The following is a 20,919-nucleotide window of genomic DNA, read 5'->3' on the forward strand; positions in this document are numbered from 1 at the left end:
AGATGATGACCCAATCGACCTTCGCCGTCCTGAACCCCGCCACGGGCGAGGTTGCGGGCGAGGCACCGAATGCCACCGCGGCCGATCTCGACCGGGCGGTCGCCGCCGCGCGCGCCGCAGGGCCGGCCTGGGCCGCGCTGCCGGACGAAAAGCGCGCCGAGGCCTGCCGCGCCATTGCCGCGATGCTGGAGGCGAATGCCGAAGAGCTTACGCGGCTTCTGACGCTGGAACAGGGTAAGCCCCTGAACGGCCTCGGCTCGCGGTGGGAGCTGGGCGGGGCGGCCGCATGGGCGGGTTACACCGCCGGTCTGTTGCTGCCGGTCGAGGTGCTTCAGGACGACAATGCCGGCCGGGTCGAGCTGCATCGCAAGCCCGTCGGCGTCGTCGGCTCGATCACGCCGTGGAATTTCCCGGTGATGATCGCGATCTGGCATATCGTTCCTGCGCTGCGCGCCGGCAACACGGTGGTCTTGAAACCCTCGCCGCTGACCCCGCTGGCCACCTTGCGGATGGTCGAACTCGCCAGCGCCATCCTGCCCGAGGGCGTCCTCAACGTCGTGACCGGCGACGACACGGCCTTCCAGCTGGGCGCCGCGATGACGGACCATCCGGGCATCGACAAGATCGTCTTCACCGGCTCGACCGCGACGGGCCGCCATGTCATGCGCTCGGCCGCCGGCAGCCTCAAGCGCCTGACGCTGGAGCTCGGCGGCAACGATGCCGGCATCGTGCTGCCGGACGCCGATCCCGCGACAATCGCCGAGGGGCTGTTCTGGGGCGCCTTCATCAACAACGGCCAGACCTGCGCCGCGCTGAAGCGGCTCTATGTCCATGACAGCATCCACGATCAGGTCTGCGAGGCGCTGGTCGCCTTCGCGAAGGCCATCCCGGTCGGCAACGGCCTGGACGAGGACTCGATCCTCGGTCCGATCCAGAACCGGATGCAATTCGACAAGGTCTCGCGGATGGTCGCCGACGCGGCCGATCGGGGCCGGGTGCTCTTGGGCGGCGCACCGGGCGAGGGGCTGTTCTTCCCGCCGACCATCGTCGACGGACTGACCAATGGCGATATGCTCGTCGACGAGGAGCAGTTCGGGCCCGCTTTGCCGGTGATCCGCTATTCGCAGGTGGACGAAGCGATAGCGGCGGCGAACGACAACCCCAACGGCCTCGGCGGCTCGGTCTGGAGCGCCGATCTGGACGCCGCCCGCGCGCTCGCCCTGCGGATGGAGTGCGGCTCGGTCTGGATCAACAAACACGGGGCCGTTCAGCCGAATGCCCCCTTCGGGGGCGTGAAGCGATCCGGTATGGGCGTCCAATTCGCGAAAGAAGGACTGGCCGAGAACACCGTGGCACAGGTCGTCTTCGTGTGATTGCGACACCCGATCGGAAGCTTCGGAGCGATCGGAATCTCGTGGTGGCGGTTCGTTGCGCGTCTGAAGCGCTGCCTTTGCCGGGCTTCTAAGCCGCTCTCGCGCATGAAACGGGCTTCGCGCCGACGGCACGGCCGTCGGCGCGAAGCTCAGATCGAGTCCCACATCGTTGTGCAGCCGATGTTCGGCCTCGCCGATGTCGGGGGTCTTTCGAGTGGCGTTCGCTGCGATCCACGCCCCCGCGAGGGAGGCGACGGCGCCTTCGTGCCGACGATCGCCTCGATACCGCCGTTTCGATCCACGCCTCCACGAGGGAGGCGACCAGACACCGCTTGGAATGCGGGACCGGAGGCCGAGTTTCGATCCACGCCTCCGCGAGGGAGGCGACGGTCTATGCTGTAAGCTATGATGAATACTGCGAAAACCCGCTATTCGGTGCGAACCTACTAGAGCGTTCGGCTAAGCCGACCACGCTCACTAGATAGAAGGTTAAATCCGTTCGATGATCTCGACGCCCTCCGGCAGGCCGTCACGATCGATGGTGACGGCGTAGTCGGAAAAGGCGCGGGCCGGCGGGTAGTTGTCGAGGCGGGCATCGATGGGCCGGGCTTCGCCGTCGATCGATCGCTGGACGGTGACGCGGTCGAAAAGCCGATGCGCGGGCGCACGACCCAGTGGATTGTCGTGAGCGAAGACGATCAGCTTGCGGGCCGCCATCTCGCCGCGCGCGGCCGAACGATCGTGCTCGAACATGGATGCGAGCGCCTCCATCAGGAGATCGAGATCGTCTTCGCCGAAGCCGGTCTTTTCGGCCAGCTTGGCCGACACGAATCCATGGGCGCGATAGAGCCCGTAAGGCACGATATGCTTGCGGCCCATGGTGCGATTGTCGGTGCGCTGATCGCCTTCGTCGGCCTCGCCTTCGCGCCGCTGTTCCCTTTCCTTGGCTGTCGTCGCAGCCATGCGGGTGATCGAGATTTCCTGCGGCACGATCGCTTCGATCGACTGGGCGAAGGTCATTTGAACGGGGCCACGCACCTGGCCGCAATTGATGCCGGTCGACATGACGGCACCGAAGGTGCGCACATCGAAGAAATTGGCACACATCCAGCGACGCAGCTTTTCCGCCTCGTCATCGCTCTTCGGATTGAGTTTCGCACCGTCCGTCTTCTCGTCCGGCCGAACGGCCTTGTAGGCCTCGCGGTGCTTCTCGTTGAGGATCGATCCTTCGGACACGTAGATCGCCTTGCCGCTCTCGCCTCCATGGGCGAGTTCGACATAATTGCGGATCTTACGCTTCAGGCTGACATCCGAGACGAGCCCATGGCCGGTCTCGGGATCGAGGCGCGGCAAATTTCCGGCGTCCGGATCGCCATTGGGGTTGCCGTTCCTCACATCGAACAGGAGAACGAAATCGTGGCGGCGGGCAAGGTCGCTCATGCGGCGTCTGGCTCCTGATCGGCGGTTTCCTTGCGGGCGAAGAAAACGCTTCGCTGGTGGTAATAGCCAAGACCGAACAGCGCCTGCTCGGCGGCGGGAAGCGTCGCGGGGAACGGATCGTCGGCGGGCGTTTCGCCGGGCTCCATCTTCTCCATGATCTCGGCGATCTCCTTTTCGAGATTGGTGCGCTGGCCGGGGCGAACCTTGCCGAGCTTGGAGAGGTGGTTCGCGGAGCCGGAATCCAGAATAGGGAACACCTTGCGCGGCTGGGCCGAGGCCGAACCGTAGAACTTGTCCTTGATGGTCGCGTTCACGTTCCGCCCGAGCGCCGCGCTCTGAGCCTGTTCATAGACGGCGAAAAGGCGGCCCAGGAGATAGCCCCTTCGTCGGTTGTCGCGGTCGAGCCCCACGGGCGCCTCCCCTTCTGTAAAACCGAAATTACGGATGAGAACCGCCTTCAGAATGGACGCACGCCGCCCGTTCACCTCGCCGTCGGCGCGAATGCGCATCAGGACGGTGTTCAAAAGCGTGAGCGGATAAGGCGTGCCGGACAGGATCGCGCGCGCCCATTCTCCGGCAAGACTCGGAGCGATATTATCGCTCTTGCCGAGGACGGCCGTTTCTCGCAGATGCCAGTAGAGATTTCCGGGTCCACGCCGATCCAGCGGCTCGACCGCCATGTCGCTGACGAAACGCCGATAGCTTTCCGCAAGCGCTCCGAAGCTGGTGTCCAGCCAGAAGCGAACCGAGATGCGCGCGGCATTGGGCGAGAGGCCGAGGACGTAGAAGCGCGTGGCGGGATGGACATCGGCGCCGAGGGAGCCGGCGTTTTGTGAGCGAAAGGCATCGCGAACTTTTGCAAGAGCGTCACGAACCTCCCTGGCCTCCGCGTCATCCTCTTCAGCCTGATCGCGCTTGTCCTCGTCTGAAAGCATCGTCGCGAACGCCTTTTCCGCGCGCCCCTCGACCTGCCGCTTTTCCTCGCCCTCAAACTCGGCAGGCGCCTCGGCCCAGAAGGCGACGGAAGCATCGCCGATCTGCATGCGATGGCCGGAGCCGTTGGCGAGAAATCGGTTGAGCGCGCCCACATAGGCCTCGGCGGCGGCCTCGCTGACGGGGGCGTTGTCGCCTTGGGCGTGGCCATAGCTTTCGAAGGCGTCGAGATTGAAGGAGACGATGGCGCCTCCCGCCGTCTGGCCGCCCCAGACGCCCTTGATGGAGGGATGCAATCGGGCGATCGGACCCCGTTCGCCGGTGACGAGACAAAGCGCGCCTTCGCCTTCGACCTCGCTTTTCAGAAGCGCCTGCGCGGCAGGGCGATCATGAATATAGACGCCCTTTCGTCGCTCTCCTTCCAAGGCGAAGATCACGTTCTCGTCCTTCATGTCTTCGGAAAAGCCCGCCTCTTCGAACCTTTCCGGAGACCAGCCTTCCAGAAAGCGCAGGAGTGCGCGAAGCCCTGGATCATCGCTGTCGCCGATCAGGTCCCGGTGGTGCTCTATGAAAGCAGCATGTTCCTCAGCTGTCCGCTTTCCTGCACCAGCCGTGACGCCGAGAACGTAAGACGTCTTGTCCCAGAAACTGTTTGGCTTGATGCCGGCGGTACGCTTCACCGCTGCTGGCACCGCCAAAGACCGCGCCACCTCCTTCTTGCCAACCTTCTCCTTGAGCGACGAAATCGTCGCGATCGTGCCGTCCTCGTTCAGCCCCACGACGACGCCGATCTTGGCCATCGCAAAGCCCGACCTCGGCGCATCCGGCATCCAGCGATAGGCGCGTTCCAGCGCGGCGAGCATGGTCATCGCAGCACCTCCTTCGAGCCCGGCTGAGGCACGGTGAGAACGCCGTCCTGAAGCCTCGCGCGGAAGAACATAGACGGCCGCCCAGGCGCCTGATGGTCGATGTCCCAGAGCGTCAGGCCGAGATCGCGCGGGGTTTTGAAGCCGAGTTCAGGAGTTTGCGCCTCGGCCTCGGGCTTCGGCATCGGAGCGTCCTTCGGGAGAAGCTCGAAGCGGGCGTCGAACTCACGCGTGCCGAGACAGGGCTGATGAAAACACTGGCCGCTCGCCGCCCGGCGGTTGAACATGTCGAGATGCTTGCCCTCGTTGTCGCCGGGACCGGCCTTGTCCGTCATCTCGAAATGGGCCGAGATCACATAGGCGACGTCGACCAGCACGGTCGAGGCGCGCTGCTGGCGGTCCTCGTCGACGCGGATGCCGAGGCCGGCGATGTCGCCGCGCTTCATCGCCTTCTTCGCATTGGCGGCGGAGGCCTTGTGGCCGACCTCGTTGCGGCGGATGGAGCGGAAGCGAATCGGCTTCAGAACATGGATTTCGTCGATGACCCAGCGGATCGCCGGCTTCCAGTGGATCGCCTCCAGAATGCCCCGCGCGGCCGACGGCGTCATCACATCGTAGGAGAAGCGCTCGACCTTGGTTTCAGGGCGCGTGAAGCAGGCGAGGGGGCCGGAAACCTGAAGGCGGATACCGTAGGTCAACTTCGCACCTTCAAAGTTCGGAACTTCCAATCGATGGAATTCGAGAATGCAGAACTGTCAACGACTTCCCGTGCGGGACCTCAGTCTCGACTCCAGCCTTCCCACCCCTATCATTCGTTGTCTGATGTCGCGGCGAGCCGAACGCGATCCGCGTCCGGGCATTCTGCGTGGATCGAAACCAATTCATAGAATGAACGGCGAGAGATACTGGCTAATGCATCGTACCGATGCACCGGCCACCGATCCTCAAAACATCATCTGTTCGATCGCCAGATAATCCGCGTTCTCCCACCACAGACCGATCTCCTCCCGGTACAGCGTCTGCGTCCTCAAGACCGCGAACTGATCGCCGCGAAGCTCAGGATGCCCGAAAACCACGTGCCCCGTCGCAACAAGAAGTGCGCGGGCCTTCGGCGGAACCTGTACAATGTATGATTGCAGTTCGCGCGCGACCGCGCCAGACGGAACGTCAGGGAGGGATAGTTTCTCCACAGCCGCCTTCGCCTTTTCGTCCCGTGCAATGACGATCGGCGCCATGCCGTTCTCGATCATGCGATACCGCTCGGCGATGGTGCGATAGACAATATCGAGACCCTGGACTTTGGTGTGGGCCATCTGTCGCAGGATACCGCGCGTTTCGCCATCAGCGATCGGCCCGAGCGGCGCGGCGTCGAGGCCCTCTTCGCCCATGCGCCAATAGACCTCGCCGAAATAGTCGTCGATCGCCTCGCGCATGAAAAGGTCGGGCTGGCGCCGCGCGACGTTCTGCGTATCGCGCACGAGAGCCGCGATCTCAAAAGGTGGCTTGCGGCCCGCCGGCTTGAAGACGGTGACCGTGCACGCCTCAGCATCCCGCTTCATCTCACGGTTCACCCGGCCCGCCGCCTGAATGATGCTTTCGAGACCGGCCTCGGCGCGCCAGGCTTTGGGAAAATCGATATCGACGCCTGCCTCGACGAGCGATGTCGCGATGAGGCGGCAAGGTTCGCCATTGGTCAGACGAGCACGAACATCCTTGAGGATCGCATGGCGATGGGCCGCGCATTGGCGCGTCGTCAGATGGACGAGGCCGTCCAGCCCGGCCTCATGCGCCAGCGTGAAAAGCTCCAGCGCGTGAGCCCGGCTGTTGACGATAATGAGGGCCTGGGGCTCGTCGCCGAGCGCCGCAACGAGCGCCTCGTCGTCCATCTCGCCGGCCTGAACGAGCCGGTTGCGCCGGAAAGCGGCATGCAGGCGTTTCGGATCCGGCGCGAGTTCGCGGCCTTCGAGGTCGAGGGCCAGCGGATGGCGCTCTGGAAAGTTCGATGCGTCGAAAGCAGGCTGGGTCGCCGTGCACAGGACGATCGAGCAGCCCCAATCGCGGGCGAGCACGTCTATGGCGCGCACGGTCGGAGCGAGCAGATGCTTCGGCAGCACCTGCGCCTCGTCGAGAATGATGACGCTCTTGGCGATATTGTGGAGTTTTCGCGCGCGGGAGGTGCGCGCCGCGAACAGGCTTTCGAAAAGCTGCACATGGGTCGTGACGATGACCGGCGCCGCCCAATTCTCCATGGCGAGGCGCATCTTGTCCTTGCCGGAGCGCCGGGTGTCGGCGTCCTCGAGGCTTCGATCGAGCCGTTCGTCCTCGATCGCGGAATGATGTTCGAGGATGGCGTCGGCTCCCAGAACGTCGCGGAAGATCTCGGCCGTCTGATCGATGATCGACGTGAAGGGGATGCCGTAGATGATCCGGCGATGACCCCATTTCTCGGCATGGTCGAGGGCGAAACCGAGGGAGGCGAGCGTCTTGCCGCCGCCGGTCGGCACGTCCAGCGTGAAAAGACCGGGTTCCAGCGTCCTGGCTCGCTCTCGCGCGCTCGTCAGGATCTCGTGCCGCAGCCCGGCGATCTCCGATGCCGCCGGGTCGAAGCCGGCGATCCTGGCTTCGAAGCGCCTCTGAAAGCGCGGCAGACAGTCCGCAAGGCTCGGCCAGTCGCGATCCCTTCGTCGCTCGCCCCTCTCGACATAGAACCGCTCGGTCTCCAGAAAATCGGCGTCCACCAGGCAGGAGAAGATCATCCGCCCCAGCATGGCATAGCGCTGGGCCTCTTCTCGTTTCGATCCGCTCCCGGCAAAGGTCATACCGAGACCGTCGAGGTTCTGCGGAATGAAATAGTGCCAGGACCCGGAGAGAGAGGCGAAGTCGAAGGCGGCCTTGCGCTCGGCAAGGCTCGCCCCGTCGCTTCCCGTGCGGTCGGGCAACCCGGCATGGTGGCCGGCGATCGCCTGCGCGATGAGCATGGCGACCGCCTTCTCGCCCGGAGTCTCCCCGCGATCCACGATCGCCGCCGCCCCGGCGATCGAATGGGGAACGCGCTCCCTGGCACCGGCCAGATAGCGCTGGAATCGCGGATCGAACTTGCCGAGATCGTGCAGACGGGCAGCAAGTTCGCAAAGGCGAGCAATGCCGATTTCATCTCCGAAACAGCGCGCCTGCGCCGCGACGGCCTCCAGATGATCGACGAGAGGCTCCCAGCGTTCGGGCGCTTTGCCTTCGATCGAGTGGGCGTAGAACGGCATCCTCGACTGACCCTTTTCGAATGTCTCGGCGAATGAAGATGAAAGACCAGCATCTCAAGCTCGCATGAGGCTCGACGGCTACGAAGGTCCCGCGGTTTCATCGGGCGGTGTCGAGCGGTCGGCCGGTGGATCTGCATCCCCGCCAGAAGGGCGTCATGAATGGAAGCGTCTGACCTTGAGGAATGAAAGGTCGCCGCCGCGCGGCGCGAATATTCAGCACCAGAAGGCTCGATTTGATGACTTCGCGTGTGCGTTCAGTAAGAGATGTCGGATCGATGCGCTCGTGATCAGAACGCCGAGCGACATCTACGCGCCGTCCTCGAGTGCCTGGGACAGGTCGTTCGCACCATCCGAAATCGAAAGCGTACGGTTCAGACGTTCGATCGCGTCTGGCTGCTGCGGAGCTTCTGAGCCGCGACGACGGCTGAGACGCGGTTCGTGACGCCATATTTATGCATGATCGTCGTCATGTAATATTTGACGGTTTTCTCGCTGAGGCCCAGCTTGTCGGCGATCTGGCGATTGGTCAGGCCCGCTTCGACTTCAGCCAGGATCTGCTCCTCCCGGTGAGAAAGCCCCTCGGACTGTCCCCTGCGTTCGCCGCCCTGGGCCGCATGAAGAAGTTTCGTGGCAAACTCGGGAGATATGAAAGACTGGTCGTTGACGATCGTCCATACGGCAGACTTCAGATCGCTCGCGCTGACACCCTTCAGGATATAGCCGCAAGCTCCCGTATTCAGTGCCTTGATCGCGGTCTCGGCATCGTCGCAAACCGTGAGGATTGCGCATTTCGTCGTCGGCACATGAGCCCGGATCAGTGCGAGTGCCTCGATCCCACCCCCGCCGGGCATTCCAAGATCGAGAAGCATGACCTTGGGCTTGTGCCGGATCGCGATCTCGAGGGCCTCGCTGGTCGAAGACCCTTCGGCGACGATCTGAAATCTCGGATCGCGGCCGAGAACCGTGATGAGACCTTGCCTTACGATGGGATGGTCATCGACGACTGCCAGTGAGACCTGAAACGCGGTACTCATTGCTGTTCACCAAACACCTTTGCAGCAGAGCGGCCCTGTACACCTCGGTTTCTTTGCCGCCCATCTTACTGAAGAGGAGCGCGTATTGAAAGTCAATTCAGCCTAGACAGATCGCCCTGTCGATTTTGCCGTAAGGTTACCAAGCACACGACTCTAGATGTAAAATCGGGAAAGTAAATGGATTGATTCGATTGCTCTTTGTCTGACGAGTTTCGTCGATCATCGATCCGAGGTTGTCGAAGCGAAGCGCCTCGGCTCGGCGCCATCCGTGTTCGGTATCACGCAGTTCTTATGCAGAGTCGGACGGGAAGGGTATCCGGCAACGGATGAGCGTTCCCCCTCCCGGCCCGCTCTCGAATTGCGCGGAACCTCCCAGCGAACCGGCACGGTATCGAATGCCGTCCAGACCGAGTTTGCCGTTTCGGTCCGCGTCGCTCCTCTCCGAGTTTTCCAGTCCGGGTCCGCGATCCTGTATCGTCACTTCGATCTCGCCATCGATCTGACGGATGACGACGCGCGGGGAGGGATCACCGGCATGCTTCTCGGCATTGGTCATCGCCTCCTGGACGATGCGTGCGATCGCCTGAACCAGATCGGGAGCGGTGATGCCCTCGACGTTCTCGAACGAGAGAACCGTGGTGCCGCCCGTCCTGCGATCATGGGCGAGCGCAATCGCACGCACGACTTCGGTGATATCGGATCCTTCCTTCAGGAACGGCATGAAGAGACCCGCGGCGATGGCCCGAAGGTCTGCGAGCGAGTCCTGAACTGCCGCCCGAACCTCAGATAAAGTCTCTCTCCCGAAGTGTTCCTCCGACCGATCGGCCCGGATGGCTTCGTCGATGTCGTCGAGGCGAAGAAGAACGAAAGCCATCAGTTGCGCCGGACCATCGTGAAGCTCCGCGCCGAGCCGCCGCTGAAGCATGTGGTCGATCCGAGCCGTCTTCTGAAGGGCGATCTGCATTTCGCCGCGCAGTTTCGCGTTGGTTTTGTGGAGGCCGATCTCGCGGGCATGTCTGGCTTCCAGATCGCGCTTTTGACGCTCGATCGTCACGCTTCCACGGTAGACGATCGCGAAGAGAACCATCAGCAGGGCGAGGCCGGCGCTTCCAACGACCAGCCAGTTGTCGCGAACGGCGTCGAGCAGTTCGTTGTTCAGCCGTTCGGCATTTTCGTAGAATTCTCCGACCGCGATGATCTCGTTGCTTCCGCTTCGATAAAGAGGGGCATAGATCTCGTAGAGAGGGACCGAAAGCGTTCTCTCGAACGCGTTCTCGTCGTCTTCCAGTTGATTCAGGTAACCCTTGATCTCACCGTTCAAGGCTGGCTGGATCTCATCGGTCGGAAAGCTTTGACCGATGAGATCGGGCTGGCTCGAGAAGGCAATCCGACCGTTCGGCTCCCAGATTTTGATCGACATGACATGCTTGCGAAGAGCATGGGTGTCGCTGATGGCTCTCAGTTGAGCGATATCGGCTGACGAGAGTGGCCTGCCCTCGACCAGCGACTGGATGTGCGGTTCGAGCACGCTCTGCATGAACAGTGCGCCCGCCTCGGCGCTGCGCTGAAGGATGCCGTCCGAAATTCGCTTGCTGACCCACCAGCCCAAAGTGATCATCACGAGAGCGAAACTGATCGTCGCGACGATCGAGAATTGCTGGAACAGCGTGAGCCTCGCGCCTCGTGCGCCGCTGCGATTAGACCTTGGTCCAGTCATCCGTTCGACCATTCGCTGAGAGGCGTACCAGACTTTCTACGAGAAATTGGCTCGACCTACGCCTGTGTCGGAGCGCCAGTTCACTATGGCATGCTTAAGTGAAAGTTAAGAAGAAGAAAGTCCGCACCCGCAGGTTCGAAGAGAGTGGATCGTAGCGCGGCATCCGGCGACTGAATTGCAAGATTTCGTTTCGGCCTCGACGCAGGACCCGCCTGTCTTCGCGTGAAGGACAAGACTGTCCGACAGCATCCCATAATGGTTTCCATCCCGGAGAAGAACGATGTCGACCTTCAATGCTTCGCTCAAACCGTTCGTCATCAATGCGACGGATATCCGCTTCTTGACCGATCAGGTCGGATTTCTTCCGTTGTTCGATGCTCAAGGGCGCATCATCGTCGCCTGGGACGGCGTCGGCCCGGTTTTCGACTTCTCCGGCAATCCCTACGCGGAACAGGGCAGCCCCCAGGCGAACCTCGCCAAATGGGGACAATCCTATCAGAACTTCACCGATCTTTCGGGAACCCGGGACGTCAGCGGCTACTGGAACAATCTGGCGCCGCTTCTTGCCCATTATGGTGATACCGGCCAACTGTTCCCCCGGATGATGACCGCCGATTACAGCGGCTATCTGGTTCAGGTCACAGGCAACCCGACCATCGGTCCCGTTCTCGTCGCCTCCAGTGAACCGGTCGCGACCACAACGCAGGAAAACGTCCAGGTTCTCCTCGACAGCGGGGTCTACAGCGTCTTCTCGGCCCCCGGGGTCGCCAAAACGATCCACGAGATCGTCACCTCCGGCACCAGCGTCTCGACGGCTGTCGCTGCGGTGACTTCCACCGTCGTCAACGATGGCCACCACATTGCTCTGACCGCGACCACCACGACCACGAGTTCGACCACCACCACCACGAGCTACGACTACGTTCAGGACGAGACACGGACCGTCCTGACCAGCGCGAACGGAACCAGCGAGACCGTCAGCACTGCGGTCGTCGCGACATCGGATCCCGTCACGGTGACGCAGTCCGTCGACGGCATCGTCTCGACGGTCTTCTCGGGTGGTGAACTCGTGGGCGAGCTAAACGGCGTAAAGCTCCACGGCTTCACGACCGACTACGCCTTGTCGCATCAGGACTATACGGTTCAGGCGGCGCTCGGCGGTGCCGAAGGCGACACCGTCTCGTCGGACGGCACGGCCATCAATATCAGGAACGTCGTCGACTATACGCCGCGCATGATCAGCCGCACGATCACGACCGCCGGCGTGACCTACGATACGTGGGCAAACCACTCCGACAATCCGGCCGCAGGCGACCACAGGCCGGGCGAGATCTATTACGGGGCGGACGGCGTCTCGGGAGAGGCGACGGTTCTCGACTGGGGCGCTCTCGAAACGGTCGCCAATGGCGGCCTCGGCCAAGTCGACACCCAGGCACGGCTCGAAGCCTCCGCCGGCCAGAACGACCACTTCATCGGCAGCCTGAACCCAGGCGTCTCCCCCTCCAACGGCTTCTTCGTCCTGTTCGGCCAGTTCTTCGACCACGGTCTCGACTTCATCGACAAGGGCCAGTCGGACGGTGCGGGCCGAAACGTGACCATCAAGATCGCGCTCGGCGTCGACGACCCGCTCTACGGCATGCTCGGTCCCGACGGCCGACCGGTCACGGAGATCACGATCAATCGCTCCACGGTCGAGACCCTCGACGCGAACGGCAGCGAATACGTCAATCACGTCTCTCCGTTCATCGACCAGAGCCAGACCTACGGCTCGGACGTCCAGCGCACCCAACTGCTGCGCGAATGGGTGTCGAGCGACGGGGGACAGAGCTTCCATGCGGGCATGAAGCTCCTGGACGGCGCGACGCTTCAGACCCCGTGGGCCCGGCCCGATGGCACGTTGACCCACGAAACCCTGCCGACGCTCAACGAGCTTCGGGCCCATATCGACGCGACGGGCCGGGCTTCCCTGACCTGGGACGACATCGGCAATCTGCGCAATCGTGACGGCGCCGGACAACTCAGCGGCGGAAGCAGCGGCGAGTCCCTGCTGCTCGACATGAATCCGCGCTTCGATACCGCGCATCTCATCGCAGCACAGGGCGAGACCCCGGCAGAGGTAGCGAGGGTCGAAGCGGCGATCGCCTTTCTCAATACCTATGGTGTTCGCCCGGCCCATCCCGACGGGCAGGGCGGGACGGTGCCCGCCGACACCTTCGGCTTCAACCAAGACGGCATGCTTGCCCTGACGCTCGGCTCCGACCTGTCCATGGGGCCCGGCCAGCCTGTCATCGCGGCGGGGACCTCGCTCACCGGCGCCAGCGCACTCGCCGGCTGGGTCGATTTCTCGAACTTCTCGATCATGCAGACACCCCCGGGCATTCCATCGACCTTCATCGAGGGCGTGCGCAGTGCCGTCAGCGACATTCTGATGGCGTCGGTCGGCGATCACTATATCGCCGGCGACGGTCGGGCGAACGAGAATTTCGGCCTCACATCGATCCACCACGTCTTCCACGAAGAGCACAATTATCAGGTCGAGAACCTGATCGATGCTTTGCACCGGCAGGATGTCGTCACCAACGACGTGACCCACGAAAAGCTGCACGAGTTCCAGATCGACACCGGACACGGGATGAACGCCGCCGGGGATTATCTGCAGGCGGACGGGGTTTCGATCTCCTGGAACGAGGACAAGATCTTCCAGGGCGCCAAGCTCATCGTCGAGATGGAGTATCAGCACGCCGCAGTCGATCAGTACGCCCGCAACGTCTCGCCGAATATCCAGGAATTCGTCGGCTACTCTCCGGACAAGCAGCCGGACGTGACGATGGAATATTCGCAGGCCGCCTTCCGGTTCGGACATTCGACGTTGCGTGAGACCATCGACACGATCGATCCGACCCACGGCATCACCGGCAAGATCATGGGCTATGCCCTGCACGATGCCTTTCTGAGCCCGGAATCCTTCGGCAAGGTCGGTCCCGGTTCCATCCTGCTCGGCATGACGCACCAGCAGCAGAGCGAGATCGACGAATTCGTAACGCCTGCGCTGAACCAGGGTCTGCTCGGCCAGCCGCTCGACCTTGCGGCGATCAACATCGCCCGCGGCCGCGACGTCGGACTTCCCGCCCTCAACGACTTCCGCGAGGCCCTCGGGCTGCAACGCTATACGAGCTGGAACGATTTCGGCCAGAACATGCAGCACCCGAGTTCGCTGGCGAATTTCATCGCGGCCTACTCCTTCGACGGCGCGCTGGACAAGGCCAACGCGGTTCTCGACCTCGCCAGTCAGGCCTTCGAGACGAGCGCTGCGGGCCTGACGCTCGGAGCGATCCTCGGCTGGGCTGGTCCGGTCGCCGATCTCGTCTCGCGGGCCTACGCCTTCCTGTCCGGCGACGAAACGCGAGGCGGTGCGGGAACATTGGGGTTCAACCAGATCGACACATGGCTGGGCGGGCTTGCGGAAGTCCACCAGCCGGGCGGCCTCCTCGGCGAGACGTTCGATACGGTCTTCGTCGCCCAGATCGAGTCCCTGATGGACGGCGACCGCTTCTACTACCTCTATCGCCTGGCCGGGCAGCAGTTCGGCGAAGAGGTGGCGAACGGCCAGTTGAAGGATCTCGTCGAGCGCAATACCGGCCTCGTCCATCTGAACGGCAACGTCTTCGGCTATGCCGACCAGTATGTGGATCTCGGTGCCCGGAAGGAGGTGGTCGCCGAAGGCGCCGAAGCGCTGACCACCGGCAACGAGCACAAATACGGAGATCTCGCGGACGTGGCGTCCGGCGCGATCGGCATCTACTCCAATGGCGGTCTCTCGAGCGCCAATGACGGCCACCTCATCACGATCAACGGGCAGACCTACGTACAGGACACGCGCCTGCAAAACCTCGATCCCGACAGCGTCTACGCCCTCAACGACTTCATGAACCTCGATGGCACACCGAACACGGGTGCCGAATCGAACGAGGTCATCGTCGGCACGGCCGGGAACGACCTCATCTATGCCCAGGGCGGTGACGATACCGTCTACGGTGAGGACGGCGACGACATCATTTATGGAGGCTTCGGGATCGATCGCCTCTATGGCGGAGCCGGCAGCGACCGGATGTATGGCGGCGATAATCCCGACCTGATGGACGGCGGTTCGGGCGACGATTTCCTCTACGGGGAGTCGTCCGGCACGGACATCAACGGCGCCGACCAGATCATCGGCGGTTCGGGCAACGATTATATCGAGGGCGGCGTCGGCATCGACAAGCTGTCGGCTGGATCCGGCGACGACATCATTCACGGCGGTCAGGACACCGATCCGTTCACCCATGGCGGCGACGGCAACGATCTCGTCTTCGGCGATTCCGGGGGCGACATCCTCTACGGCGACAATGGCGACGATATCGTCGTCGGCGGCGCCGATCAGGATCAGCTCTTCGGCAATGACGGCGACGACATTCTCCTGCCGGGCGACCCGACCGGCGCGCTGACGATCGGCGGAGACGAGGTTCTCGGCGGCGACGGCGTCGACCGGAACGACAAGGGCTTCGATCTCATCGACTTCTCCGACAACACCGTGCGTCCCGGCGGGGTCCGCTTCGATCTGTTCAACCAGGCCAATCCGGCGACGACGCCGAACGGCTCGGCCTCGCAGGTCCAGTCCTTCCAGCTCGACGGCGTGATCGGCTCGGCCGGCGACGATACCATCATCGGAAACGACGAGACGTCCGCAGGGGCCGGCGCCGACGCCTCCATCGCCGGGGACAACTGGCTGATCGGCGGCTCGGGCAACGATACCTTCACCGGCATGGGCGGCAACGACATCATCGTCGGCGGATCGATCCGGCTCGACGCGCTGATCGGGCGATACAGCCAAGAGGAAGGCACCGCCGATTACTACAATCACAACAACGGCAATGACGGTCTGACCGAAGAGGACCGGCTTCAGGACGCTCTTTACCAGGGCGCCTCGCACCGTGTCGCCTGGAACGAGACGATCGACGGCAGCGGTCTCCTCGACGGATCGGAAACGGGGATGTTCGACAAGCACTTCACCGAGATGCTTCGAACCAGGCTCTTCAAGGATACGGTGCTGGGAGACGGCGATGGCGGCGCACCGGGCCAGGGCGGCGACCTCGGCAAGGAGGATACGGCGGTTTATTCCGGCACCATCGATCTCGACCGGCCGGACCGCTCGGACTATCGCGTCGAGGCGGTGGACGCCCACGGCGATCTGGTGGCAGATCCCCATGCCGACGGTTTCTTCGCCTTGCGCATCACGGATATGAGAACGGCGACCGATTTCATCGATGCCAACGGTCAGGCGATCCTCGATGCCAACGGGGTTCCTCTCTCCAACGAAGGCACCGATCTTCTGATCGGAATCGAGAACCTGCGCTTCGCCAATGGAACCGTGAAGGCGGGAGCCTTCTTCGACAAGGCTCCGAGCGTCGATCTCCACGCGCAATTGACGAATGTGAGCCTTGCTGCGAGCGACGCGTTCGCCGGAAGTCCCTCCAACAACCCCTATGGTCGTGGAAGCGGCTGGACGGGAGGCTGGACCGAAACGGCTGACGGCAATGGCAGCTCGTCTTCCGGACAGATCCATTATCAGGCGGTCGGCCAGAGCGATGGTGTGCTCCAGATCAACGGCGGTCCGGGTTCGGGCTTCAACAATCCCTACAACGGGGCCTCGATCTCTCGCGGTGTCAATCTTTCGGGCTACGGGACTGCTCATGTCAGCTTCGATGTTTCGGAATCGGGCCTCGGTGTCGGCGAGACGGTCGAGGTCTGGATGACGGACAATCAGAACACGCCCGGAGCGAACGATGTTCTCGTCACGACCATCGATCGGAATACGGGCAATGCCGGAACCGTCAGCTTCGACGTGACCGGAAACTTCACCCAGAACTCGCGGCTCTTCTTCGTCGCAACTGCCATGAACGCCGTCACGGATGTCGTGCAGATCGACAATATCAGCGTCACGGCCACGCGCATCGTCGATGCGGCGCCGGGCAACGACTACTCCGTCAATTACACCGAGCAGCAGGCGGCCCCGCCGGCCATCGCCTCGACGCCATCGATCACGGATCAGGACGATACGCTGATCTTCTCCGCCAGGGCGGTGATCCGGGATGCCGTGACCGGCGACCGGCTGACCGTCGGGACACTGCCGGCAGGCATCGTCGCCGCGGGGAGCGGGACGGGCGCGATCGTCCTCACAAGCCAGCTCGGCGCGTCCCATGCGGATTTCCAGACGGCCCTCGAGGCGATTACCTTTTCGAACGCCGGTGACGATCCGACGGCGGCCGATCGGCACATCGACGTCACGGTCAATGACGGCCTGCGCGACAGCGCGGTGGCGACGACGACCGTGCATGTCACGCCCGTCGACGATCCGGCGACTGCCCTCGCGGCCGACTCGATCGTGACGAACCTGGGTTACACCAACAGCAACAGCTTCGGCGGAACCACGATCACCGTCGCCGACTGGATGCTGGCCGCCAACGACACCGATGTGGACGGGGTCGTGATCTCCGGTGCCGCGAACCTGTCCGGTCTTGCGAACGTCGCTCACAGTTCCGCGTCCGGATCGGTCTCCTTCGTCGACCGCGGCGGCCCCGGGGGAACGTTCAGCTATACCTCCGGCGCGCTGTCGGCCACCGTCTCCGTCACCCAGCAGACGAGCGGCACCACGCTCAATGCGACGTCGGGATCGGGCCAGATCCTGCTCGACAACGGCAGCGCCCACACCATTAGCGGCGGCGCCGGCGCCGACATCATCGTCGGTGGCGGAGGCAACGACACGATCAATGCCGGGGGCAGCGACGACACGATCGTGTGGAATGCAAACAATGCGGGCGGCGGTTCCAACAACGGCACCGATGGCCGGGACGTGGTGGATGGCGGCTCGAACGGTGCTGCCGGCGACACCTTCGTCATCAACGGGAGCAACAGCTCGGAGACCTTCAACCTCTATACGCGAGCGGACTGGCTGGCTCTCGGCGGCACCGGCAACAATGGCCATACGGCAGCGGTCGGGACCGAGATCGTCATCACCCGGGGCGGAACCACCAACGGTGCCGTCATCGCGGAACTTCGCAATGTCGAGGAACTGGTGATCAACACCGGGGGCGGAAGCGACACCGTCAATGTCAGCGGCAACTTCGACGCGACGCACCTCAACTACAATACGATCCACATCAACGACGAGGATGGCGGCGACACGGTGGACATCACCCGCCTGGCCTCCGATCACCGGATCGTCTTCAGCACGGATGCCTCCGGCCAGGTGATCGGCGACACGCGTCCCCAGGACATCGTCAACGTCAAAGGCTCCGCCCAGGGCGGACAGCCGGGCGATGCGACCGGCACCGGACAGAATGCGAGCGGAAGCGGCGCCGCCGAAATTCCGGACGACGACCCGTCCGACCTGGAGGGCGACGCGGACACGCCGCAAGACGGGGCTTCGCAGTCGGAGCCTCCAAGCCATCCGACCGAAGACTCAGATGCCGGCTTCGGCACGGCGGATCCGGATCTTCTGGTCGGGGGGGCTGGAGCGGACATCCTTTCGGGTCTTTCAGGCGACGACCTGATCTTCGGACAGGACGGGGACGACACCCTTCTGGGTGGCGACGGCAACGATCTGATCAAGGGCGGCGCCGGCCGCGACGTCATCATGGGTGGAACCGGCGCCGACGATCTCTTCGGCGACGGCGGCGACGACATGATCTTCGGCGACGATGGTTCGGATCGGATCTTCGCCGGCGAGGGGCACGATATCGTCGAAGGCGGTGCGGGTGCCGATACGGTCTATCTCGGTGCCGGAGACGACCGGGTGATCGCGACGATGAACGACGGCGACGACGTCTACTGGGGCGATGCCGGGACCGATACGCTCGATCTGGCAGCGATCATGAGCGACCTCACCGTCGATCTCGGCAGTGGCCTCATGCAGCATGGCAGCGTTTCGAGCATCGCCAGCGGTTACGACACGATCTTCGGTTTCGAGAACGTCATCGGCGGTGCGGGGAACGATACGATCGTCGCATCGAACCTTGCGAACGTCATGGATGGCGGCGGCGGCAACGACACCTTCGTCTTCAACTCCGCCGAGGCAGCCAGAGGCGATACGATCGTCGGCTTCCAGCCGGGTGACGTGATCGACCTGTCGGGCATCGATGCCGATCGCGGAAGCGCCGGGCACCAGAACTTCGTCCTCTTCGCAGGCACGAGCTTCACGGCGATCGGTCAGGTCATGGTGACCCACGAGACGCGTGACGACGGCGAGCACACGCTCGTGACAGCGCATCTGAGCGAGGACGGCGCTGACGACTTCAGCATCGATCTGACGGGGCGCCACGATCTGACGAAAGCGGATTTCCACGGCATCAACTGATCTGCCGAACGCGTGGTCGGGCGGCATGATGCCGCCCGCAATCTTCTGAATTCGTCTCCCGAAGCACGGCATCAGCCCCGAAGACATCTGGCTTTCGAACGTGCCCGGGACCTTGAGGTGGAGCGGAGGTTTCATGGCCAGGGATCGCAAGAAGCCGAAGACCGGCAAAGCATTGATGACCGAGAAGATCGGACGCTACCGCGGCCTCGCGATCTTCCTTCTCCTTCTGTCGGGGGTCATCAATCTGCTGGCACTGACCGGCTCGTTCTACATGCTTCAGATCTACGACCGTGCGCTGACGAGCGGCAGCGTGCCCACCCTCGTCGCGATCTCGGTGCTGGCGATCGGGCTCTATCTCTTCCAGGGGATCTTCGATGTCCTGAGATCGCAGATCCTCGTGCGCTTCGGTGCGCGGATGGATGCGCGTCTCGCGCCCCTGGCGCACGAGGTGGTGATCGAGATGCCGCGCTACGGCTACTCGACCACCGAGGCGCTCGAACGCGGCAGGGATGTCGACACGGTGCGCAACTTCGTGGCCAGCCCGGCGCCGGGGGCGCTCTTCGACCTGCCCTGGATGCCCCTCTTCCTCGTCTTCGTCTTCGTCCTCCATCCGCTTCTCGGCCTTCTCACCAGCGCGGGCGCGCTCGTTCTGATCGCCCTGACGACATTGACCGGCTTCGTTACGCGAAATTCCGCCGCAGACTTGCAGAAGGCCGCCGTGCTTCGCGGCAATCTCGCCGACTGCCATGCGCGAAACGCGGACATCCTGCGCGCCATGGGCTTTGCCGGGCGGGCGGTCGCCCGGTTTGAGGCGGCGAACGAACGCCATCTCGATCTCCAGACGCGCACGAGCGATGTCGCAGGCTCCTTCAGCGGCCTGTCGAAGGTCCTTCGCATGATGCTCCAGTCCGCGCTTCTCGGTCTGGGCGCCTACCTGACCATGCGCGGGGAGCTTTCGGCCGGTTCGATCATCGCCTGCTCGGTCGCCTCCGCCAGAGCGCTGGCGCCCGTCGACATGATCCTTGGCCAGTGGAAGGCCATGGGGGCGGCGAGGCGCAGCTTCGATCGTCTCCAGGAAACGATCGAGGCGATGGACGACGACGGCAGGTTCCTTGCGCTTCCGGCTCCGACGAAGTCGATCAAGGTGGAGAAGATCACGATCGTCGCGCCGGCCACCGGAACGATTCTCGTCAGCGAGGTGTCCTTCGACGTGAAAGCCGGCCAGGCCCTCGGCCTGATCGGACCGAGCGGAGGCGGTAAGACGTCGCTCGCCAAGGGGCTCGTGGGCGTCTGGCCGCTTCTGAGAGGTCATGTGCGCCTCGACGATGCCGATCTGGACCAGTGGCGTCCAGAGGTTCTCGGGCAGAGCATCGGCTATCTGCCGCAGGACGTCGCCCTTCTCGACGGCACCATCGCGGAGAACATCGCTCGGTTCGATCCGGATGCCGATCCCGGCTCGATCATCGCCGCGGCGCGCGCCGCCGGCGTTCATGAAATGATCGTCCGCCTGCCCGGGGGATACCAGACCGAACTCGGACCGAACGGCACGTCACTCTCGGCCGGGCAGCGACAGCGCATCGGTCTTGCCCGGGCGCTCTACGGCAACCCGTTCCTGGTCGTTCTCGACGAGCCGAACTCCAATCTCGACGCCGAAGGGGAGGCGGCCCTGACCGAAGCCATCAGGGCGGTGCGCGAGCGGGGCGGCATCGCGATCGTCATCGCACACCGTCCAAGCGCCCTCGTGGCCGTCGATCTCGTCGCCATCGTTCAAAACGGCAGGTTGCACGCCTTCGGCTCGAAGGACGAAGTGTTGCAGCCATCGCCGCGCCCGGTCCCGTACGCCCCGATCTACGGCGGAGCGAGCGCAAGCGCTGGCCGCGCAACGGCCGCGCCTTCGAAGTAGAGGC

At 63.5% G+C, this 20,919-nt stretch carries 9 protein-coding genes; 3 read left to right on the plus strand and 6 right to left on the minus strand.

The window, feature by feature from the left end; translation table 11 throughout:
* Positions 1–2: 2 nt before the first annotated feature.
* Positions 3–1,373, plus strand: coding sequence for an aldehyde dehydrogenase family protein (locus tag DYI37_RS17230; protein ID WP_116684515.1), 1,371 nt, complete (start codon positions 3–5; stop codon positions 1,371–1,373).
* Positions 1,374–1,862: 489 nt separating this feature from the next.
* Here the strand turns inward: DYI37_RS17230 and cas7c are convergent, their stop codons facing one another.
* The 6 genes from cas7c to DYI37_RS17260 all read right to left on the minus strand — a co-directional run bounded on the left by cas7c (position 1,863) and on the right by DYI37_RS17260 (position 10,620).
* Positions 1,863–2,813 carry a type I-C CRISPR-associated protein Cas7/Csd2 gene (gene cas7c / locus DYI37_RS17235; protein ID WP_116684516.1) on the minus strand — a complete coding sequence of 317 codons (951 nt, stop codon included), beginning with the start codon at positions 2,811–2,813 and terminating at the stop codon, positions 1,863–1,865.
* Positions 2,810–4,615, minus strand: a complete 1,806-nt coding sequence (cas8c, locus tag DYI37_RS17240) for a type I-C CRISPR-associated protein Cas8c/Csd1 (protein ID WP_116684517.1) — start codon at positions 4,613–4,615, stop codon at positions 2,810–2,812. The genes cas7c and cas8c overlap by 4 nt, the downstream gene beginning before the upstream one ends.
* Positions 4,612–5,310, minus strand: a complete 699-nt coding sequence (cas5c, locus tag DYI37_RS17245) for a type I-C CRISPR-associated protein Cas5c (protein ID WP_116684518.1) — start codon at positions 5,308–5,310, stop codon at positions 4,612–4,614. Before cas5c ends, cas8c begins: the two co-directional genes overlap by 4 nt.
* Before the next feature lie 246 nt (positions 5,311–5,556).
* The gene (cas3, locus tag DYI37_RS17250) at positions 5,557–7,869 is read right to left on the minus strand and encodes a CRISPR-associated helicase Cas3' (protein ID WP_116684519.1); all 2,313 of its coding nucleotides are present in this window, start codon (positions 7,867–7,869) and stop codon (positions 5,557–5,559) included.
* Between the two features lie 371 nt (positions 7,870–8,240).
* A complete protein-coding gene (locus DYI37_RS17255) occupies positions 8,241–8,903 on the minus strand; it encodes a response regulator (RefSeq protein WP_116684520.1) in 663 nt (220 codons plus the stop codon).
* A gap of 289 nt (positions 8,904–9,192) precedes the next feature.
* Positions 9,193–10,620, minus strand: coding sequence for a sensor histidine kinase (locus DYI37_RS17260; RefSeq protein WP_158555204.1), 1,428 nt, complete (start codon positions 10,618–10,620; stop codon positions 9,193–9,195).
* 280 nt (positions 10,621–10,900) lie between these two features.
* Here DYI37_RS17260 and DYI37_RS20175 point away from each other — a divergent pair, with 280 nt between their 5' ends.
* Together DYI37_RS20175 and DYI37_RS17270 are read left to right on the plus strand one after the other, a co-directional pair.
* Positions 10,901–19,012, plus strand: coding sequence for a peroxidase family protein (locus DYI37_RS20175; protein WP_116684522.1), 8,112 nt, complete (start codon positions 10,901–10,903; stop codon positions 19,010–19,012).
* A 133-nt stretch (positions 19,013–19,145) separates the two neighbouring features.
* On the plus strand, positions 19,146–20,915 hold the full coding sequence (locus DYI37_RS17270) for a type I secretion system permease/ATPase (protein ID WP_116684523.1): 1,770 nt from the start codon (positions 19,146–19,148) through the stop codon (positions 20,913–20,915).
* Positions 20,916–20,919: the final 4 nt, after the last annotated feature.

It is taken from the genome of Fulvimarina endophytica (assembly GCF_003403015.1).
In the GTDB taxonomy this organism is placed as follows: Bacteria; Pseudomonadota; Alphaproteobacteria; order Rhizobiales; family Rhizobiaceae; genus Fulvimarina; species Fulvimarina endophytica.

Bases quoted from the DNA above. Each gene is read 5' to 3' on its own strand.
- DYI37_RS17255 (WP_116684520.1), bottom strand. From the start codon at position 8,903: ATGAGTACCGCGTTTCAGGTCTCACTGGCAGTCGTCGATGACCATCCC.
- cas8c (WP_116684517.1), bottom strand. From the start codon at position 4,615: ATGACCATGCTCGCCGCGCTGGAACGCGCCTATCGCTGGATGCCGGAT.
- DYI37_RS20175 (WP_116684522.1), top strand. From the start codon at position 10,901: ATGTCGACCTTCAATGCTTCGCTCAAACCGTTCGTCATCAATGCGACG.
- cas7c (WP_116684516.1), bottom strand. From the start codon at position 2,813: ATGAGCGACCTTGCCCGCCGCCACGATTTCGTTCTCCTGTTCGATGTG.
- cas3 (WP_116684519.1), bottom strand. From the start codon at position 7,869: ATGCCGTTCTACGCCCACTCGATCGAAGGCAAAGCGCCCGAACGCTGG.
- DYI37_RS17230 (WP_116684515.1), top strand. From the start codon at position 3: ATGATGACCCAATCGACCTTCGCCGTCCTGAACCCCGCCACGGGCGAG.
- DYI37_RS17270 (WP_116684523.1), top strand. From the start codon at position 19,146: ATGGCCAGGGATCGCAAGAAGCCGAAGACCGGCAAAGCATTGATGACC.
- DYI37_RS17260 (WP_158555204.1), bottom strand. From the start codon at position 10,620: ATGACTGGACCAAGGTCTAATCGCAGCGGCGCACGAGGCGCGAGGCTC.